The 15,169-nt window shown below is 61.2% G+C and carries 14 protein-coding genes and 2 pseudogenes; 5 read left to right on the top strand and 11 right to left on the bottom strand.

What is annotated here, in order from left to right; translation table 11 throughout:
- Positions 1–55: 55 nt before the first annotated feature.
- The 10 genes from nifA to NKJ15_RS14805 all read right to left on the bottom strand — a co-directional run bounded on the left by nifA (position 56) and on the right by NKJ15_RS14805 (position 9,371).
- Entirely contained in the window at positions 56–1,819 is a 1,764-nt protein-coding gene (gene nifA / locus NKJ15_RS14850; RefSeq protein ID WP_352815958.1) for a nif-specific transcriptional activator NifA, read from the bottom strand.
- 176 nt (positions 1,820–1,995) lie between these two features.
- Positions 1,996–2,295 (bottom strand): ferredoxin family protein, encoded by a 300-nt coding sequence (locus NKJ15_RS14845; protein ID WP_023678245.1) that lies wholly within the window; start codon positions 2,293–2,295, stop codon positions 1,996–1,998.
- An 11-nt stretch (positions 2,296–2,306) separates the two neighbouring features.
- Entirely contained in the window at positions 2,307–3,614 is a 1,308-nt protein-coding gene (locus NKJ15_RS14840) for an FAD-binding protein (RefSeq protein WP_352816028.1), read from the bottom strand.
- 9 nt (positions 3,615–3,623) lie between these two features.
- Complete coding sequence (locus tag NKJ15_RS14835; RefSeq protein ID WP_352483770.1) at positions 3,624–4,733, bottom strand: electron transfer flavoprotein subunit alpha/FixB family protein; 1,110 nt, start codon at positions 4,731–4,733, stop codon at positions 3,624–3,626.
- An 18-nt stretch (positions 4,734–4,751) separates the two neighbouring features.
- Positions 4,752–5,603 carry an electron transfer flavoprotein subunit beta/FixA family protein gene (locus NKJ15_RS14830; protein ID WP_352450754.1) on the bottom strand — a complete coding sequence of 284 codons (852 nt, stop codon included), beginning with the start codon at positions 5,601–5,603 and terminating at the stop codon, positions 4,752–4,754.
- A 187-nt stretch (positions 5,604–5,790) separates the two neighbouring features.
- Positions 5,791–6,171 (bottom strand): nitrogenase stabilizing/protective protein NifW, encoded by a 381-nt coding sequence (gene nifW, locus NKJ15_RS14825; RefSeq protein WP_352503026.1) that lies wholly within the window; start codon positions 6,169–6,171, stop codon positions 5,791–5,793.
- Positions 6,168–7,376, bottom strand: coding sequence for a homocitrate synthase (gene nifV / locus NKJ15_RS14820; protein WP_352815956.1), 1,209 nt, complete (start codon positions 7,374–7,376; stop codon positions 6,168–6,170). The genes nifW and nifV overlap by 4 nt, the downstream gene beginning before the upstream one ends.
- Positions 7,373–8,590, bottom strand: coding sequence for a cysteine desulfurase NifS (gene nifS, locus NKJ15_RS14815; RefSeq protein ID WP_352815955.1), 1,218 nt, complete (start codon positions 8,588–8,590; stop codon positions 7,373–7,375). Before nifS ends, nifV begins: the two co-directional genes overlap by 4 nt.
- Entirely contained in the window at positions 8,541–8,786 is a 246-nt protein-coding gene (locus NKJ15_RS14810; RefSeq protein ID WP_352815953.1) for a NifU family protein, read from the bottom strand. The genes nifS and NKJ15_RS14810 overlap by 50 nt, the downstream gene beginning before the upstream one ends.
- A gap of 264 nt (positions 8,787–9,050) precedes the next feature.
- Positions 9,051–9,371 carry an iron-sulfur cluster assembly accessory protein gene (locus tag NKJ15_RS14805; RefSeq protein ID WP_352815951.1) on the bottom strand — a complete coding sequence of 107 codons (321 nt, stop codon included), beginning with the start codon at positions 9,369–9,371 and terminating at the stop codon, positions 9,051–9,053.
- A gap of 724 nt (positions 9,372–10,095) precedes the next feature.
- On the opposite strand from NKJ15_RS14805, the gene NKJ15_RS14800 reads away from it, so the two are divergent.
- Entirely contained in the window at positions 10,096–11,163 is a 1,068-nt protein-coding gene (locus NKJ15_RS14800) for a hemin-degrading factor (protein WP_352466652.1), read from the top strand.
- Between the two features lie 122 nt (positions 11,164–11,285).
- Here the strand turns inward: NKJ15_RS14800 and NKJ15_RS32975 are convergent.
- Positions 11,286–11,627 (bottom strand): annotated as a pseudogene (locus NKJ15_RS32975) (hypothetical protein).
- A gap of 436 nt (positions 11,628–12,063) precedes the next feature.
- Here NKJ15_RS32975 and NKJ15_RS14790 point away from each other — a divergent pair.
- The 4 genes and pseudogenes from NKJ15_RS14790 to NKJ15_RS14775 all read left to right on the top strand — a co-directional run.
- On the top strand, positions 12,064–13,281 hold the full coding sequence (locus tag NKJ15_RS14790) for a cytochrome P450 (protein WP_352450760.1): 1,218 nt from the start codon (positions 12,064–12,066) through the stop codon (positions 13,279–13,281).
- 40 nt (positions 13,282–13,321) lie between these two features.
- Positions 13,322–13,513, top strand: coding sequence for a ferredoxin (locus NKJ15_RS14785; RefSeq protein ID WP_352450761.1), 192 nt, complete (start codon positions 13,322–13,324; stop codon positions 13,511–13,513).
- Positions 13,514–13,872: 359 nt separating this feature from the next.
- Positions 13,873–14,493, top strand: a complete 621-nt coding sequence (locus NKJ15_RS14780) for a nitrogen fixation protein NifQ (protein ID WP_352816026.1) — start codon at positions 13,873–13,875, stop codon at positions 14,491–14,493.
- 265 nt (positions 14,494–14,758) lie between these two features.
- Positions 14,759–14,866: pseudogene (locus NKJ15_RS14775) on the top strand (ABC transporter permease); the annotation flags it as partial.
- Positions 14,867–15,169: the final 303 nt, after the last annotated feature.

Below are 15,169 nucleotides of genomic sequence, written 5' to 3'. Positions count from 1 at the left end.
CGCGCAGAGTGTGAGGGAGACTACTCCGGGCTTACGTTTGACGTCATTACGACGTCTAGAATTTCTTCACCTCGATACCATGTCGGCGCAGGGCGTAGCCGATTTGCCGCGGCGTGAGGCCGAGGATACGAGCCGCCCTGGCCTGAACCCAACCGGCCTTGTCCATCGCGTCGATCAGCCGGTCGCGTTCCGTCAGACCCGGGGGACAAGCGGGATCGTTCGGATCGCCGGCCGTAAGGGGAGATACCTTGCCTGCGGAGGCACCGATGCGACTGGCCGGCAGCCGCAATCCGACCGGCACTGCGTTGACCGGTGCGAGATCGTCGATGGCATTGCCGCCATTCGAGCGATCGGCTCGTTTCCAGAGGAGCCAGGAAAGGCACTGGCTCTTCTTACAGGCGAAATCGGATGGAGTGATCGTCCTTGAACGCGCAAGTGTGGCCGTCCTTTGGACGCAATTCTCCAGCTCGCGGACGTTACCGGGGAAGTAGCATTGCGAAATCAGATCAAGCGCCGACGGCGCGAAGGCGAGTGCGCGATCGTTCTCCTTGTTGAATCGGTTCAGAAAGGCGTTCGCAAGGCGTGGAATATCGCCGGGTCGCTCTCTGAGCGGAGGCAGGATAATTGGCACCACATTGATGCGGTAATAAAGATCGGCCCTGAACTCCCCTTTTATCACGGCCGTCTCGAGGTCCTTGTTGGTGGCGCATATGAGGCGCACGTCGACCTGTAGCGTTTTGGTGCCGCCGACTCGCTCCAACTCGCCTTCCTGCAAGACACGCAACAGCTTGGCTTGAAAGGCCGGCGAAATCTCGCCGATTTCATCAAGTAGCAGCGTTCCCTCATTTGCCAATTCAAAACGACCGGCGCGCTGGGAGATAGCACCCGTGAAAGCGCCCTTTTCATGCCCAAACAGTTCTGACTCCAGAACGCTTTCAGACAGTGCGGCGCAGTTCAATTTGACGAAAGACTTCTTCCTCCGACGTGAGAGCTTATGAATGGCTTGCGCAAAGAATTCCTTGCCGGTGCCGCTTTCACCCCTCAGAAGCACGGTGGAATTGGTCCCTGCTACGACCGAGAGGGTTTCGAGCACCTGCTTGAGTGCGGGGCTTTCCCCGATGATCCCGTCGATTTTGGCATCCGCATGCCGGGCAGGGTCGTAGGTCCTCCCCTCGTTGGGCGATTTCTCCGGTCTCCATTGCTCATGGACACACCGCTGACGATCTGTACTCAGGGTGCGATGGAGACGGATGGTCCGGCCGACAAGGTTGGCGACCATCGTCAGGAAGTATGTGTCCTCGTCGTCGCGAAAGTCGGTGGCGCCGTCTCCGGCGCGGTCGATCGACAATGTCCCAAGGATCTTATGATCAGCCTTTAGCGGGATACCGATAAAGGCAATCGGGATGGTGCCGCTGCTCGAAGACGTTTGAAGGTCAGCCTGAAATAGTGGGGACTTGCGGACGTCCGGTATGAACAGCGGCGTCCCCGTAGCGACGATTTGATCTGTTACGGCCTGTGGTATGACGCGGCGAGTGCCTGATTGAGGTGCGTGGGTATTGCCGGCAGTTGCGGCAATCTCCGGCTCTCCTTCAGCGTCCAGGACGACGATTGCTCCGTGACGCATCTGCAGAAACGAAGGCAGGATGTTCACGACATTGGCGAGCGTAATCTCCAGCTCGCTGGGGGCGGTCAGCACCTTCGATATCTCGTAGAGTCCCCTGAGCGCGATATCTGCTTGGGGCATGCTTTTGATGGGCGGTTCAGGCCGGGTATCCCGAGGTGCTACCTCATCGACCCGATCTTGGGGTACGTGAGCCATGGAAACACCTCAGGGGTTGTCGTCCAGAGTGCTCCTCCTTTTGTATCTGAAGTCTGAAAGCACAGTATTCACGAGCTTCTCTTCGTTGCGAGGCGATTCCAGCAAAGATAGACTAGGCGTTGGTCGCGACCTCAGGTGTACCAAGATTGACGCTCTTGATACGGTGCGTGCGTCGGTCATCCGAATTTGAAGAGGACTCCGAAGCCGCCGCGTGGATAGTTCCACTCGATCTCGCCACTGGTCTCACACAAAATCCGGCAGGTGCCGCACTCCATGCAGCCGTCGGCAGTGATCTCCACTTGACCTTTGTCGTTCAACTCATAACATTTCGCCGGGCAGACGTGGGTCAGCGCGAGCAAGTTCGCGCTTGGCCTCTCGTGCGGTCGCACTTTGATATGCGGACGGCCGGAATCCACCAAGTAGCGGTTCTGGTAAAGCTTGTCCTCGACACGTGACTTCGTCACTGCGATCGTCATTTCGTCTCCCCTCAGCGCCACGCCAATGCAAGGCGGACCGCGTCGCTGACCAGCCCCCAGCGCGAGCGCGCCTTGATGAAGGCCGCCGCGGTCGCCTTTTCCTTCTCGATCTTCGGCGTGCCGTCGACACGCAAGAAGTTCTGCGCGGCTTGCGACATCAACCGCGGATAAGTCGTGAAGTAATTGCAGGAATTGGTGTGGAGCAAGGCCGGCATGTCTTTGTATTTCCTTAGGTCCTTGACCACGAAGGACTTGTCCAGCATGGCTTTGTAAAGGGCGAGATTCCGTTTGGTCATAGGACCGTTGCGGCTCTTGACCTCGATGATTGCCTCAGCCGCGATGCGGCCGGAGGTCATGGCGAGGTTCGAACCCTCGCGGTGAATGGCGTTGTTCAGTTGCGCGGCATCGCCGACCACGACCCAACCGTCGCCAAAGAGCTGCGGAATAGCCTTGTAGCCGCCTTCGGGAATGAGATGCGCGGAATATTCTTTCACTTCCGAGCCGGCAATCAGCGGCCGGATCGAAGGATGGGTTTTTAAGGCGTCGAGGAGGACGTAAGGGCTCTCGACCATCGCGGCGAAGTCGGAGACGAGGCAGCCAATGCCCAGTGAGATCGACTCCTTGTTGGTGTAGAGGAAGCCGAGCCCGGCCATGCTGCGGGAGGTCGTGCCCACCGCCTCGATCACGCAGCCTTCATCGCCTTTGAGGCCGAACCGCTGCTCAATGACCTCTTCGGGGAGGAAATGCATTTCCTTGACGGCGAGCGCCACGGTTTGCGGCTTCGGCATCTCGCGCAGGCCGGCCCGCGTGCCAAGCAGTCCGCAGACACCTTCTGCGAGGACGACCACGTCCGCGTAGATGGCTCCGCCGGCCCGGTCTGTGCGGACGCCGATCACCCTGTCCTTGGCGTCACGGATGAGTTCCGTCACGGTCGTCTCGCACAGAACCGTCGCGCCGGCCTCGCGCACCTTACGCGAAAACCATTTATCGAACTGGGCACGAATGATCGTGTAGCGGTTGGGCTTCGCCTCATTGAAGTCGTCCGACCGATAGTGAATCCCGGTGTGGGACGTGTCGTCCATCACCCAAAGCCGCTGTTCAACCAAATGCCGCTCGAGAGGCGCATCGTCCCGGAAATCCGGGATGATCTTCTCCAGCATGTTCGCGTACATGATGGCACCCTGGACATTCTTGGACCCCGGATATTCACCCCGCTCCAACTGCAGCACCTTCAGGCCGTGGCTGGCCATGGTGTAAGCAGCTGCGTTTCCGGACATGCCGGCCCCAATAACAATGGCGTCGAATTGTTCCTCAATCATGTCCATCCCTTAGCTCGCAAGCTTGTCGCGACTGTGGGGCGACAGCCGCCGGGTGAAGGCTTCCGTCAGTGCGGGCAGGAAGCGGATCGCGTCGGTGACGATCCCGAGGTGAGCGAAATCGAAAATCGGCGCGTTCGGGTCGGTGTTGATGGCCACGATGAGATCCGCCCCCTCGACGCCAACCCGATGCTGGACGGCGCCGGAAATCCCGGCCGCTATGTAAAGCTTCGGCCGGATGGTCTTGCCAGTTTGGCCGATCTGCCGATCAGCTGGCATCCAGCTCTTCTGGACCAACGGGCGCGAACAGCCGTGCTCGGCGCCGATTGCTCGCGCGAGATTCTTCACAAGCTGCAGGTTCTCCGCCGCGCCTAGACCGAGGCCTCCCGCAACCACGACGTCGGCATAGGCAAGATTTGCCTTTGCCGACTGACTATCCGGCAGGAAGCCGAGGACTTTGGTAACGATCTCGTCCTCGGCTACCGAGAGCTTGTGCCGGATGACACGCCCGACCGGTTTATCCGCCCGCTGCGGCATGGGCATGACCCTCGGTCGCACTGTCGCCATCTGGGGGCGGAAATTGAGCGTATAGATCGTGCACAACAAGGAACCGCCGAAAGTCGGACGGGTGGCGGCGAGCGAACCGTCGGTATCCACATCGAGTTCGGTGCAGTCGGCCGTGAGCCCTGTCTGCAAGGTCGTCGCCACGGAGCCGGCAAGATCCCTGCCGAGTGTGGTGGCACCGAGAAGAAGGATCTCGGGTTTGTGGGTATCGACCAGATCCGTCATCGCCTTGGTGAATGGTTCGTTCCGATAGTCGGCGAGCAGCGGCGCCTCGACGATGTAGACAAGGTCGGCACCATAAGCGAAGGCTTCGGCAACGGCGTTCCCGATGGCCTCTCCCGGCGGTCCAAGCACGACGCCCGCAAGCTGGACCTGAAGCTTGTCTGCTAACTTGCGGCCTTCGCCGAGCAGTTCGAATGATACGGGATGGACCTGGCCGCGTTCGAGCTCGATGAAAACCCAGACGTGCCGGTAGTCCTTGAAATGCGCGGGCAGCTCCTTCTTTATGCCGGCACGGCCGGCGGCAGGGCGAGGGGTTTCTCGGTTCGCGGTCGACATCGTCTGCTCCTTGCCCTCTCACGCGCCGCCGTTGAAGGCGAGCTCATGTTCCAATGCCGGCTGGCGGGTGAAGATTGCCGTGATGAGTTCGTCAGCGACATCGCGCAAGGCCATCTCGGCGGTGTCGATTTTTGCCGCCTTTTCCGCCCGCGCAGGAGGGGCGAAAACGCGCTTGACGACCGTCGGTGAACCGCGCAGGCCGCATTTGGTGAGATCCTCAATGCCGGCGTCGGCGGCACTCCATTTTAAGACCTGGCTGCGCGCGGCGCACAGGGCGTCCTGGATCGAGCCCCGGCGGATCTCGTTTGTGCCTTCCAGCATGGTGATCAGGCAAGGGAGACTGCTCTTCAGCATCTGTGTGCCGCCTTCGGAGCGGCGCTCGACCTTGATCTCGCGCGCAGCAATATCAATGGAGGCGATCTTCGCGACATAGGTAAGCTGCAGGAGTTCGAGGCGCTTGGCGATGCCGGGCCCGACTTGGGCGGTGTCGCCATCGATCGTCTGCTTGCCGGTGAAGACGAGGTCTGGCGTGCCGAACGTCTCGCCAACCTTCGCGATTGCCTGGGAAAGGGCGAAGGAGGTCGCCAGCGTGTCGGAGCCGGCAAAATAGCGGTCGGTCAAGAGCACCGCTCGGTCGGCGCCGTATCCGAGCGCCTTGCGCAACGCGTCCTCTGCCATGGGCGGACCCATAGTGAGCACGGTGACTTCGCCACCATAGGCGTCGCGCAGTCTGAGGGCCTCTTCGAGGGCGAACAGGTCGTAAGGGTTGATGATGGTCGGAACACCCTGGCGCATGATCGTGTTCGTCACCGGATGGACCCGTATCTGTGCCGAGTCCGGCACCTGCTTGATACAGATTACGATGTGCATTGGCGGTTTCTCTAGGCTCCTGTCCGGATGCGGGCTTGGCGGTTATCTCCTTGGTGTGCATCATTCGTGCCAACTGTTTTGCGCTGCCCCCTATTCCTAGAACTTCGTTGGTTGCTTCTGAGGGCGCCGTGGTGATGACCGGATTTGTCGGCTTCTCGACATTGTCGCGTCGCAACCCGTGTCGCGGTCATTCCTGTCCGAACCGCTTCAGTACGGAGTCGAACGGGACAAAGGTGCGGCCCGGCGTGGCAGGTTTGTTCGGATCATGGTCTTTGAGCACCTTGAAGACCCGATGGGTGAGCGGCGAGGAAACCGCGAAGTCCTCGTAAGCGCGTTCGAGCGTCGCGCGCACCCGCGCGGCAATCACCTGGTCGGGCAGACCGGAGAAATCTTCTTCGGCAAGGTATTGGCCCACGCGCTTCATGATATGGAGCCGCGAGACATTCAGCACCTTCGGATCATAGGAGACGCCAAGGACTGCGAAGAACTCCTCCGCAGCCGACAGGCGCTTCAGTCGTGCGAGGATGTCGGTGACATCGATGGGGCGGCTGTCAGCGGAACAATTCATTGCATTCTCCCTGGTCGGAAAACTGTGGTGTCGGTGGGCTCGCGCACGGCTGACCTGGACCCGCACAGCTCCGCGAGGGATGCCTCGCTGCACATTTCATCGTAGAGCTCGACCAGTTGAGTTGCAGTGACGGTCGATTTGGTCTCGGCCGCCTCGCGCCGGACGCGGGCCACCATCGCGGCTGCCAAATCCGGGTCGAGATCGCGACCGCTTTCGCTCAGCACATGGGCAATCGCAGTGGCGCCGGAATGCTTGCCAATGACGATACGCCGGCAGCGGCCCACGAGAGCCGGATCGAGCCCCTGATAAGTACGCGAGTCCTTCAGCAGCCCTGCGACGTGAATGCCGGATTCGTGGGTGAAAACATCGGGGCCCACGACCGGCTTAATGGCCGCGGTCTGCCGGCGGGAGGCCCAAGCCACCTGGGCGGCGAGGTCGGGCAATGCGGTCAGCTCGATGCCGGTATTCGCGCCGTCGAGGACCGCCATCGCGGCGGCCACCTCTTCCAGCGCGGCATTGCCCGCACGCTCGCCGAGCCCCAGGACGGTGACGGACGCATGGCGCGCGCCTGCGCGGATCGCGGCCAGCGTGTTGGCGGCAGCAAGTCCGAGATCGTTGTGCGCATGAAATTCAAGCTCGATTGGAGACTGCGCCACGAGCTGGGCGACAAGTTCGAAGGTCGAAAACGGGTCGAGAACGCCGACTGTGTCGGCTAGCCTGACGCGGCTTGCGCCGGCGCGTGCAGCCGTCTCGATGACGCGGGCGAGATGATCCCGATTGGCCCGCGAGGCGTCCTCGCAGCCCACCGCGACGAAGAAGCCGGCGGCGGCTGCGCGCCTGACCATACGTTCGATGACCTGGAGCGCTCCCGCCTTATCGAGGCCGAGCTTGGCGGCAAGTTGGATGTCCGACGCAGGCAGCGATAGATTGATGGCGTGGACGCCGCTCTCGATCGCTGCATCGAGATCCAGCGACGTCATCCGGCACCAGGCCATGAGCCGAACCGGGAGACACCGCGCGACCACGGCGCGAATTGTTTCGATCTCGTCGGCGCCCATGACCGGCGTGCCGATCTCGATCTCTGTGACGCCGGCCGCCGCAAGAGACTCGGCGATCTCCAGCTTTTCCGTCGTGGTAAAGGCGACGCCGGGCGCCTGCTCGCCATCGCGCAAGGTCGTATCGTTGAGAAAGACATGACGGGTCATGAACGGTAGCCGGTTCTGCTGCCGCTCAGGCATAGACCGGATTGACCGTCTTCGGAGGTTCGGTTACCCGGCCCAGAACTGGGAAAGCCACGCAGCTTCTCCACGATTGCCGGCATGACCTCGAGCACCCGGTCGACGTCCGCTTCGCCGTTGTCCCGCGCCAAGGAGAAGCGGACTGCCGCGTGTGGCGTTTTCATCGCGCTCAGGACATGGCTCGGTTCCAGCGAGCCGGAGGTGCAGGCGGAGCCGGAGGAACACGCGATGCCCACGCGGCTGAGGAGAAGTGGAATTCCATCACTTTCGACATGTTCGAAGGAGATGTTTGCGGTGTTGGGCAACCGTTCCAGGGGATCACCAGTGACACAGGTGCTTGGGATGCGCTGGAGAATCCCGTCCTCTAAACGGTCGCGGAGCGACTTTACCCGTGTGGTCTCGTCGTCCATGAATTTCAAGGCGAGTTCGGCCGCCATGCCGAGCCCGACTATGCCGGGCGTATTCTCGGTGCCAGCACGCCGGTTGTGTTCTTGGTGGCCCCCCTTGATCAGCGAGTGGAAATTGACGCCACGTTTTACGAAAAGCGCGCCGATCCCTTTCGGCCCGTGCAGCTTGTGGCCGGAGAGCGACAGCATGTCGATTGCGGTCGACTTCAGGTCCATCGGAAGCTTGCCGACCGCCTGCACAGCATCAGTATGGAAAAGGGCGCCCACTTCCTTGGCCAACTCGGCAAGCCTGGCCACGGGGAAGATCACACCAGTCTCATTGTTCGCCCACATTATCGAGACGATTGCGACCTGTGGGGTGAGGGCGGCCATATAGGCGTCGAGGTCGAGCCGGCCACGGCAATCCACCGGGATCTTGTGCACCTTGACGCGGCGGGTCTTCTCAAGATGCGCGCAGAGCGTCAGCACGGCGGGATGCTCGACCGCGGACGTCACGATCTCGGTTCGGTTGGGCGCCGCCTCGAGCGCCGAAAGAAGCGCTGCATTGTCGCTTTCTGTCCCACCCGAGGTGAAGGTGATCTCATCGTCGAACTCCGCGCCGATCAGAGCTTGCAACTGCCTCCGCGCCTTTCTCACCGCCGCACTGACTGAGGCGCCAAGAGCGTGCGCCGACGAAGGGTTGCCGAATTGATCCCTAAAGAACGGCAACATCGCTTGCACGACCTCAGGATCGACCCGTGTGGTTGCGTTGTTGTCGAGGTAGACAGGTTTCATGTGCGATCCTCAGTTGAGCGGAATGACGCGAGCGCGCGACCGCCTCATTGAGCCTCTGGCGTATGCCGTTGATGATGATGGGCCCGAACTGGCAGCCGGCGCAGACGCCCGAGAGTTTGACGTAGACCGGATCGGCGTCGACACGGACAAGTCCGCAGTCGCCGCCGTCAGCCCGCAGGTAAGGACGCCCGAACACGACAACGTTATCGATAAGCCGAATTTGGCGCAGCGGCGCGATTTGGCGGCCAGCAGCTTGGGTGCCACCAGGAACCGAACTGTTTCGGGAGGCGACGTTCTTTGCGTCCTACCTGAAGCGATTGCCGGTCCCAAGATCGGCTTCGACCTTGCCTTGTTCTTGAGGACAGGGACATCTGTTGTGCCGGCCATATAAGCCTCCTCTGCCGCAAATGAGTCCGTCGGCGGCAATCGCTTCATGGACCCGCACAGGCGCTTCGGGCGATCAACTGAAGGACTTGCCGCAGCCGCACTTCTCGCGCGCGTTGGGGTTATCGAAGACAAAGCCGCAAGATTCGAGCCCGGTGAGGAAGTCGACGGTCATGCCGGCGACATGCGGTTGGGAGCCCGCGTCCACGAACAGCTTGATCCCATCTGTCTCGGTGATCGCGTCGCCCTCGCGCGACACGCTCTCCAGGCCCATTAAGTATTTGAAGCCGGCGCAGCCGCCGGCCTGGACCATGATGCGAAAGCCTTCCGCCGGCTCGCTGGCGCGGGAAAGAGCAGTCTTGATGGCGGCAACAGCGTTGTCGGTGAGCGTAATCATGGCTCCATTCTCCTCAGTCCGGGACCTGCTTGCGCATCACGTTGCATGCACCGTGCCAAAGCGAAAAAACGTTTCAACACAGCGCGGCATCTCTGACACTGCTGTGGTTCTTGTGAGTCCATTGCTGCGAAGGTGTCGGCCAACCGACACGTACTGTCGGGTTTGTCGGGTCCGCCACGCGGGATGTTGGGCCTGAGTTGTTGGCTGAACTCACATTAAACCAATGACCATTACAGAAGACTTCTTCTGAGCTTGCTTCGGCCCAATTGGCACGGTTTTTGAAGCTCCACTGGCGAGGCGGCAAGAGACTGCCGATCCACAATCGTGTCGTGGGTGCCCTCCGATCGATGGGGCGAAGCAAGGGAGCAACATGTCAGGACTGGGTCAGACACGCTTTGTTTGGCGAAGCAGCGCCGCCCGTGGCATCCGAATGACCGATTGGCCGATTGCGACAACACCCACAATCGCTCACCACCGCCCGGTGGCCACCGACCGGCTCGATGTGATTCCATCGGCATGTGCCTGCTCGTGTCACTCGGGTCTCGCCGCTCCGATAGCACCCCCGGTTTTCGCGCGGGTGCGACGACGTGCGCACGCTGTCCAGCGACACTTTGTTCACGGGCCAGCAGCAGATCAGGGTCGAGCATTACGGCGCGCCCGATCGGCTGAAGATTCACCGGCAGGGCAGCTGATCCTCACACGTAGGTGGAAGCAGGGGTAAGACATGGACCAGCGCGAGAAACCGTCGCCGGACGAAATCCGGCGGGCGTGCGAAGACAATCCGAAAATCCGGGAGCATGATCTCGCCGCTCGGTTGGGCATTTCGGAAGCCGAATTGGTCGCGGCGCATTGTGGTCACGGCGCGGTGCGCATCGAGCCGCGCGTCGATGATCTGCTGACCGGCCTCGAAGCGGTCGGCGAGGTGATGGCGGTCACCCGCAACCAAAGTGCCGTGCACCAAAAGATCGGCGTTTACGACAAAGTGGTCACCGGCAACCCGCATGCCATGGTGCTCGGCGACGAGATCGACCTGCGCATCTTCCCGAAAGCGTGGGCGTATGGCTTCGCCGTCGAGAAGCGCGAGGAAGCCGAGATCCGCCGCAGCCTGCAATTCTTTGATGCCACCGGCGAGGCGATGCACAAAATACATCTCAGGCCCGCCTCGAACCTGCACGCCTATCAGAATCTGGCGGCAGAGCTCGTATCCTCCGACCAGGAGCCGATCATATCGGTCGAGGCGAGCGGGGCGCGCGATAACGCAGTGAGTCAAGACCAAGCCGCCACGGTCGACGACCTACGCGAGCACTGGAGCCGGCTGAGCGACGTGCATCAGTTCTACCATATGTTGAAGACACTGAAGCTCAGCCGCTGCCAGGCGATGCGTATGGCCGACGAGGATTACGCCTGGCTGCTCGACAATGACGCCGTTGGCGCCCTGTTCCAACAGGCGGCCGAAGACGAGATGCCGATCATGTGCTTTGTCGGCAATCGTGGTTGCATCCAGATCCATTCCGGCCCGATCAAGTCGGTCAAGCAGATCGGGCCGCGGATCAATGTGCTCGACGAGAACTTCCATCTCCATCTTAGGACTCATCACATCCGCGAGGTCTGGGCCGTGCGCAAGCCGACGAGGGACGGTCACGTCACGTCCGTTGAAGCCTATGACGCCGACGGCAAGATGATCATCCAGTTCTTCGGCGCGCGCAAGGAAGGCGAACGCGAGCGCAGCGACTGGCGGTTTCTGGCCGAGAGTCTGCCACGCGTTCCCGGTCCGACCGACAGGGATGTGTAGAGCCGACAGGCCCTCGGAATGAACCGGCCGCCATAGGACTCGGCACCACGTTCCGACAGCGGCTCGCGAGGAAATATAGGTCCATGTGCGATAGAGCTTGCCGTCGTAGCGCATACGGACGGTCAGGTGTGCACGCCGGAATTGGACCGCATCGATACAGTCAGGCTCGTCGCCGGCCGGATCGCTGCGCACGAGTGCATCGCTCGTCTGACCGGAAATCCTTGCAGCGGCTGCGAGTGATACAACGCATACGCCATCAGCGCCGAACCGAAGCGCGGCTCGACCTTGTTGATAATTTCGATCATCGCGGGCAAGCGCCGCGGGTCTTGTCGGACCACACCCGATCCTTTCGGTGGATCGCGTCGTTGCTCAATCCTGGCCCTGCGAGCGATCTCCTCGCTCGTCGACCGGAAGGCTGTGCAGCAGCCGCCAGGCCGAACTGCCCTATGTCGCGGACTCGACAAAACCGACCGTGGATGTCGGTTGTCGGACGTTGTCCTAAGAATGATGGACAGGTGATCATCAACTTAGCGGCGACGGGCCCAGTGCAGGCTGGCATCGCTTGCTGCAGCGCCATGGGTACGCCTATCCGGCACGCGACTTGCTTCGACTATTTGATCAGCAGGGCATCAGCAGTGCGTCACGGAGCTCAGCGGTGATTGACCAGCCTCTCGACCCTGACGGGAACAAGCGGCGGCTTTGCTTCATGACCGCTGCGCAGCGGAGATGCCCTTCTGATTGACTTCGCAACCGATCTCATCCGCGCTGGTGCAGGTGGGCTGTATCGGGCGACAGAATCTAGAAGGCGCCCGACCCGAGACGTACCCATGCTGCAAATCGACTTTATGAACAGAGGTGCAATCTCAATCGAGCCATGAACGTCAATGTAGAGAAAGCAAAATGGCGACCAAGCCCGTTCCAGATCATGTCCCGCCCGAAATGGTGAGGGACTTCAGCCTATTTACATCGCCAGGGATGCCACCAACACCCAACGGGGATCCACACGCAGCTGTCGCTTGCGTACATGACGGGCCTCCGATCTTTTACTCCCGCTACAACACGCAAGATGGCCGGGGTACCTGGGTCATCACCCGTGCCGCGGACCAGCGGAAGGTGCTGCAGGACGCAGAGACTTTTTCCAGCCATCGCAGCATCTTCTCCTCCATACTGGGTGAAAACTGGCCGACGATCCCGCTTGAGCTCGATCCACCGGCCCATGGCGTCTTTCGCTCACTGCTCAATCCGCTGCTTTCGCCAAAGCGGGTGTTGGCTTTGGAACCGGCTGTCCGCGAACGGGCGGTCGAGCTGATCGAAAGGATCGCCGCGTCGGGCACAAGCTGCGACGTGATGAAGGATTTTGCCTTTCCTTTCGCGGTGAGCACCTTTCTTCGCTTTCTGGGGTTGCCCGATGACCGACTCGATACATTCGTCGGCTGGGGGAAAGATCTGCTCCACGGCGATGATAAGGAACGACCTGTGGCTGCCCGGACGATCGTGGCATTCATCGACGAACTTGCAGCCATGCGCCGCCAGGAGGCGGTTGACGATTTCATGACCTTTATCGTGCAGGCACAGGTCGAGGGCCGCCGGCTGACGGACACCCAAGTCCGCGGCATCGGCGTGCTTGTCTTCGTCGCTGGGCTCGACACGGTCGCAGCAGCTATAGGCTTTGACTTGGCGTACCTCGCGCGCAACCTCAAAGATCAGCAATTGCTGCGGAGCGAACCGGACCGCATCCCGCTCGCAACCGAAGAATTGCTGCGGGCCTATCCGCCCATTCAGTTGATCCGCGTGGCTACGAAAGATATCGACTTCGAAGGCGCGCCGATCCGGAAGGGGGACTATGTTTCCTGCGCCACGATGATTGCCAATCGTGACCCGGCGGAATTCGAATGCCCCAACACGATCGATTTGGAGCGGGAGGACAACCGCCACGCCGCCTTTGGCTATGGTCCCCACCGTTGCCTTGGCTCACACCTTGCCCGGCGGGAGATTGTCATTGGCCTGGAGGAGTGGCTGGCGCGCATCCCGGCTTTCAGGATCAAGCAGGGTACGGCACCCATAACCTCTGGCGGCCATGTGTTCGGGATCGAAAATTTGATCCTGGACTGGTCATAGGCCCGCCCCGAGCCGGGGCACAGACAATGGAGGCACCGCCATGCGCATCATCGTCCAAAATGCCAAATGCCAGGGTCACGCGCGATGCGCGGCGCAAGCGCCGGACATCTTCAAGCTTGATGACGAGGGTTACATCCTGCCTGGTGACATTGAAGTTGCGGAAGGGGAGGAGCTGCCGGCATCGCGAGGCGCGCGATGCTGTCCTGAACGTGCGCTGGAACTCACCCCCTGACGCTTTGAATCAGACGTCATTCAACCGTGGGTCTGGCGGGCTTGAATGGGGTCGACCATGTGGCCGCACTGGAAAGGACAGCACGCGACCTCTGTCCCGCATGGTCCACGTCCAACTCCGCGGGGGCATTTCCGGCGCCGAGGTGTTCCCCATGAGGCGCAAACGGCAGGGCGGGGATTCGCGAAACACCTCTTCCAATCACAGAATTTGCGACAGAGCCGATGGACCAGACGAAAATTACCGCACTACTCGACCGCGAGACGATCCGCGACTGCCTCTACCCGAAGAACTGCCCGACCCATGTTGCGGCCGGCCGGGTCGCTGCATGACTTGATAGGACAAACCAGGAGAACGGCACCATATTTGCCCAACACTATGCCCGGCTCAGCACCGGCCGATGGCCGCAGATCGAGCTGGAGAGGAGGTTCGACCAGCATGTGCTTGCCTGTGTGCTTTCACGTGCGCTCGAGGAGATCGAGGCCGGCGAGGCGACGGCGACGCAGGCAACCGGCCTTTCGCGCGCCGAGCTGCGCGATGTCCTGGCCCGCTGTTTCCCTGCTATTCCTATCACCGCGTTTGCCTTGGAAGAGGTGAGCGAGCCCGAGCCGGACCTGGAGGAAGAACTTCTGCGCGGACTGCTGCTGGCGCATGCCCGGCCGGGCGACCCGGCGAGCGCCCGCTTCGCCAAGATCATCGCCCGGCGTGCCATGCGCAATGACCATCTCTGGCAGGACCTTGGCCTTTTTAATCGAAGCGACCTCGGCTGCCTGCTCGCCTCGCATTTTCCGACGCTGGCGGCCGGCAACACCCAAAACATGAAATGGAAGAGATACTTTTACCGCAAGCTCTGCGAGGCCGAAGGTTTTTCGCTGTGCAGCGCGCCCAGTTGCCGGGAATGCAATGATTTCGAAAGCTGTTTCGGCCCGGAGGAAGGCGAAAGCCGCCTCACACGGATCAAGGACGGCATCGCCTCGGATTGAGAGCCGCTTCGTAGATTGTACAGCGCACAGCGCTCGCGCCGCGCCATGTGTCTCTTGTCGAATGTCGACGGACACCTTCGGGGATTGAATGCTGTGCCTGCTGTCCGATTACTCGCCATGCTCGCTTCGGCGGGCGCCGTCATGATGGCGGTGCAGGATGCGACCCGCACCATCGCCGCCGAGCAACTGGTGTTCTCCGGGCCGTTGCTGCTCGCCTGCCTCGCGGTTGCGGCGCCTGGGCGGCCGCGGTTCAGCGCCGTCATTGTTCGCGCTGGTGCACAGTTTCGCCTCGCTCACCCATTGGGGCGGCCAGATTGTCTCCGGCGTGGCCATCAATTTCGTTGCTGCCGGCTCCGCCATCATTCTCGGCCAGGTTCCGGCAGGGCGCGCGCTGGGGTTCCTGGAAGCTTTTCGAACTTTCTGGATCCCGCCTCAACCCGAATTGCGTGTGCTTGTTGGACAAATTAGGTCACTAGATTTGGATTTAGGATCGATTCAGGAGGCTTCGAATTTCTAACGCTCGCACCTCGCGGGTCGTTCACGTCAGCACGAAGGCGTTTAACTCTACGTGTCGTATTGGGGCAGCTATGCGCCTCAAGTAGGACGTTCAGGCAACCTTGTCTTCGCCCAGAAGCGGACATTACGGCTGATACCAGCGAGCGGTGGGAATGCGCCC

The organism is Mesorhizobium sp. M0207, from assembly GCF_040321995.1.
Lineage (GTDB): Bacteria > Pseudomonadota > Alphaproteobacteria > Rhizobiales > Rhizobiaceae > Mesorhizobium.
Note: the sequence above shows the minus strand (reverse complement) of the source record. Positions and strands in the feature narration are given on the sequence as shown.

Bases quoted from the DNA above. Each gene is read 5' to 3' on its own strand.
- nifA (WP_352815958.1), bottom strand. From the start codon at position 1,819: ATGGCTCACGTACCCCAAGATCGGGTCGATGAGGTAGCACCTCGGGAT.
- NKJ15_RS14845 (WP_023678245.1), bottom strand. From the start codon at position 2,295: ATGACGATCGCAGTGACGAAGTCACGTGTCGAGGACAAGCTTTACCAG.
- NKJ15_RS14840 (WP_352816028.1), bottom strand. From the start codon at position 3,614: ATGATTGAGGAACAATTCGACGCCATTGTTATTGGGGCCGGCATGTCC.
- NKJ15_RS14835 (WP_352483770.1), bottom strand. From the start codon at position 4,733: ATGTCGACCGCGAACCGAGAAACCCCTCGCCCTGCCGCCGGCCGTGCC.
- NKJ15_RS14830 (WP_352450754.1), bottom strand. From the start codon at position 5,603: ATGCACATCGTAATCTGTATCAAGCAGGTGCCGGACTCGGCACAGATA.
- nifW (WP_352503026.1), bottom strand. From the start codon at position 6,171: ATGAATTGTTCCGCTGACAGCCGCCCCATCGATGTCACCGACATCCTC.
- nifV (WP_352815956.1), bottom strand. From the start codon at position 7,376: ATGACCCGTCATGTCTTTCTCAACGATACGACCTTGCGCGATGGCGAG.
- nifS (WP_352815955.1), bottom strand. From the start codon at position 8,590: ATGAAACCTGTCTACCTCGACAACAACGCAACCACACGGGTCGATCCT.
- NKJ15_RS14805 (WP_352815951.1), bottom strand. From the start codon at position 9,371: ATGATTACGCTCACCGACAACGCTGTTGCCGCCATCAAGACTGCTCTT.
- NKJ15_RS14800 (WP_352466652.1), top strand. From the start codon at position 10,096: ATGGACCAGCGCGAGAAACCGTCGCCGGACGAAATCCGGCGGGCGTGC.
- NKJ15_RS14790 (WP_352450760.1), top strand. From the start codon at position 12,064: ATGGCGACCAAGCCCGTTCCAGATCATGTCCCGCCCGAAATGGTGAGG.
- NKJ15_RS14785 (WP_352450761.1), top strand. From the start codon at position 13,322: ATGCGCATCATCGTCCAAAATGCCAAATGCCAGGGTCACGCGCGATGC.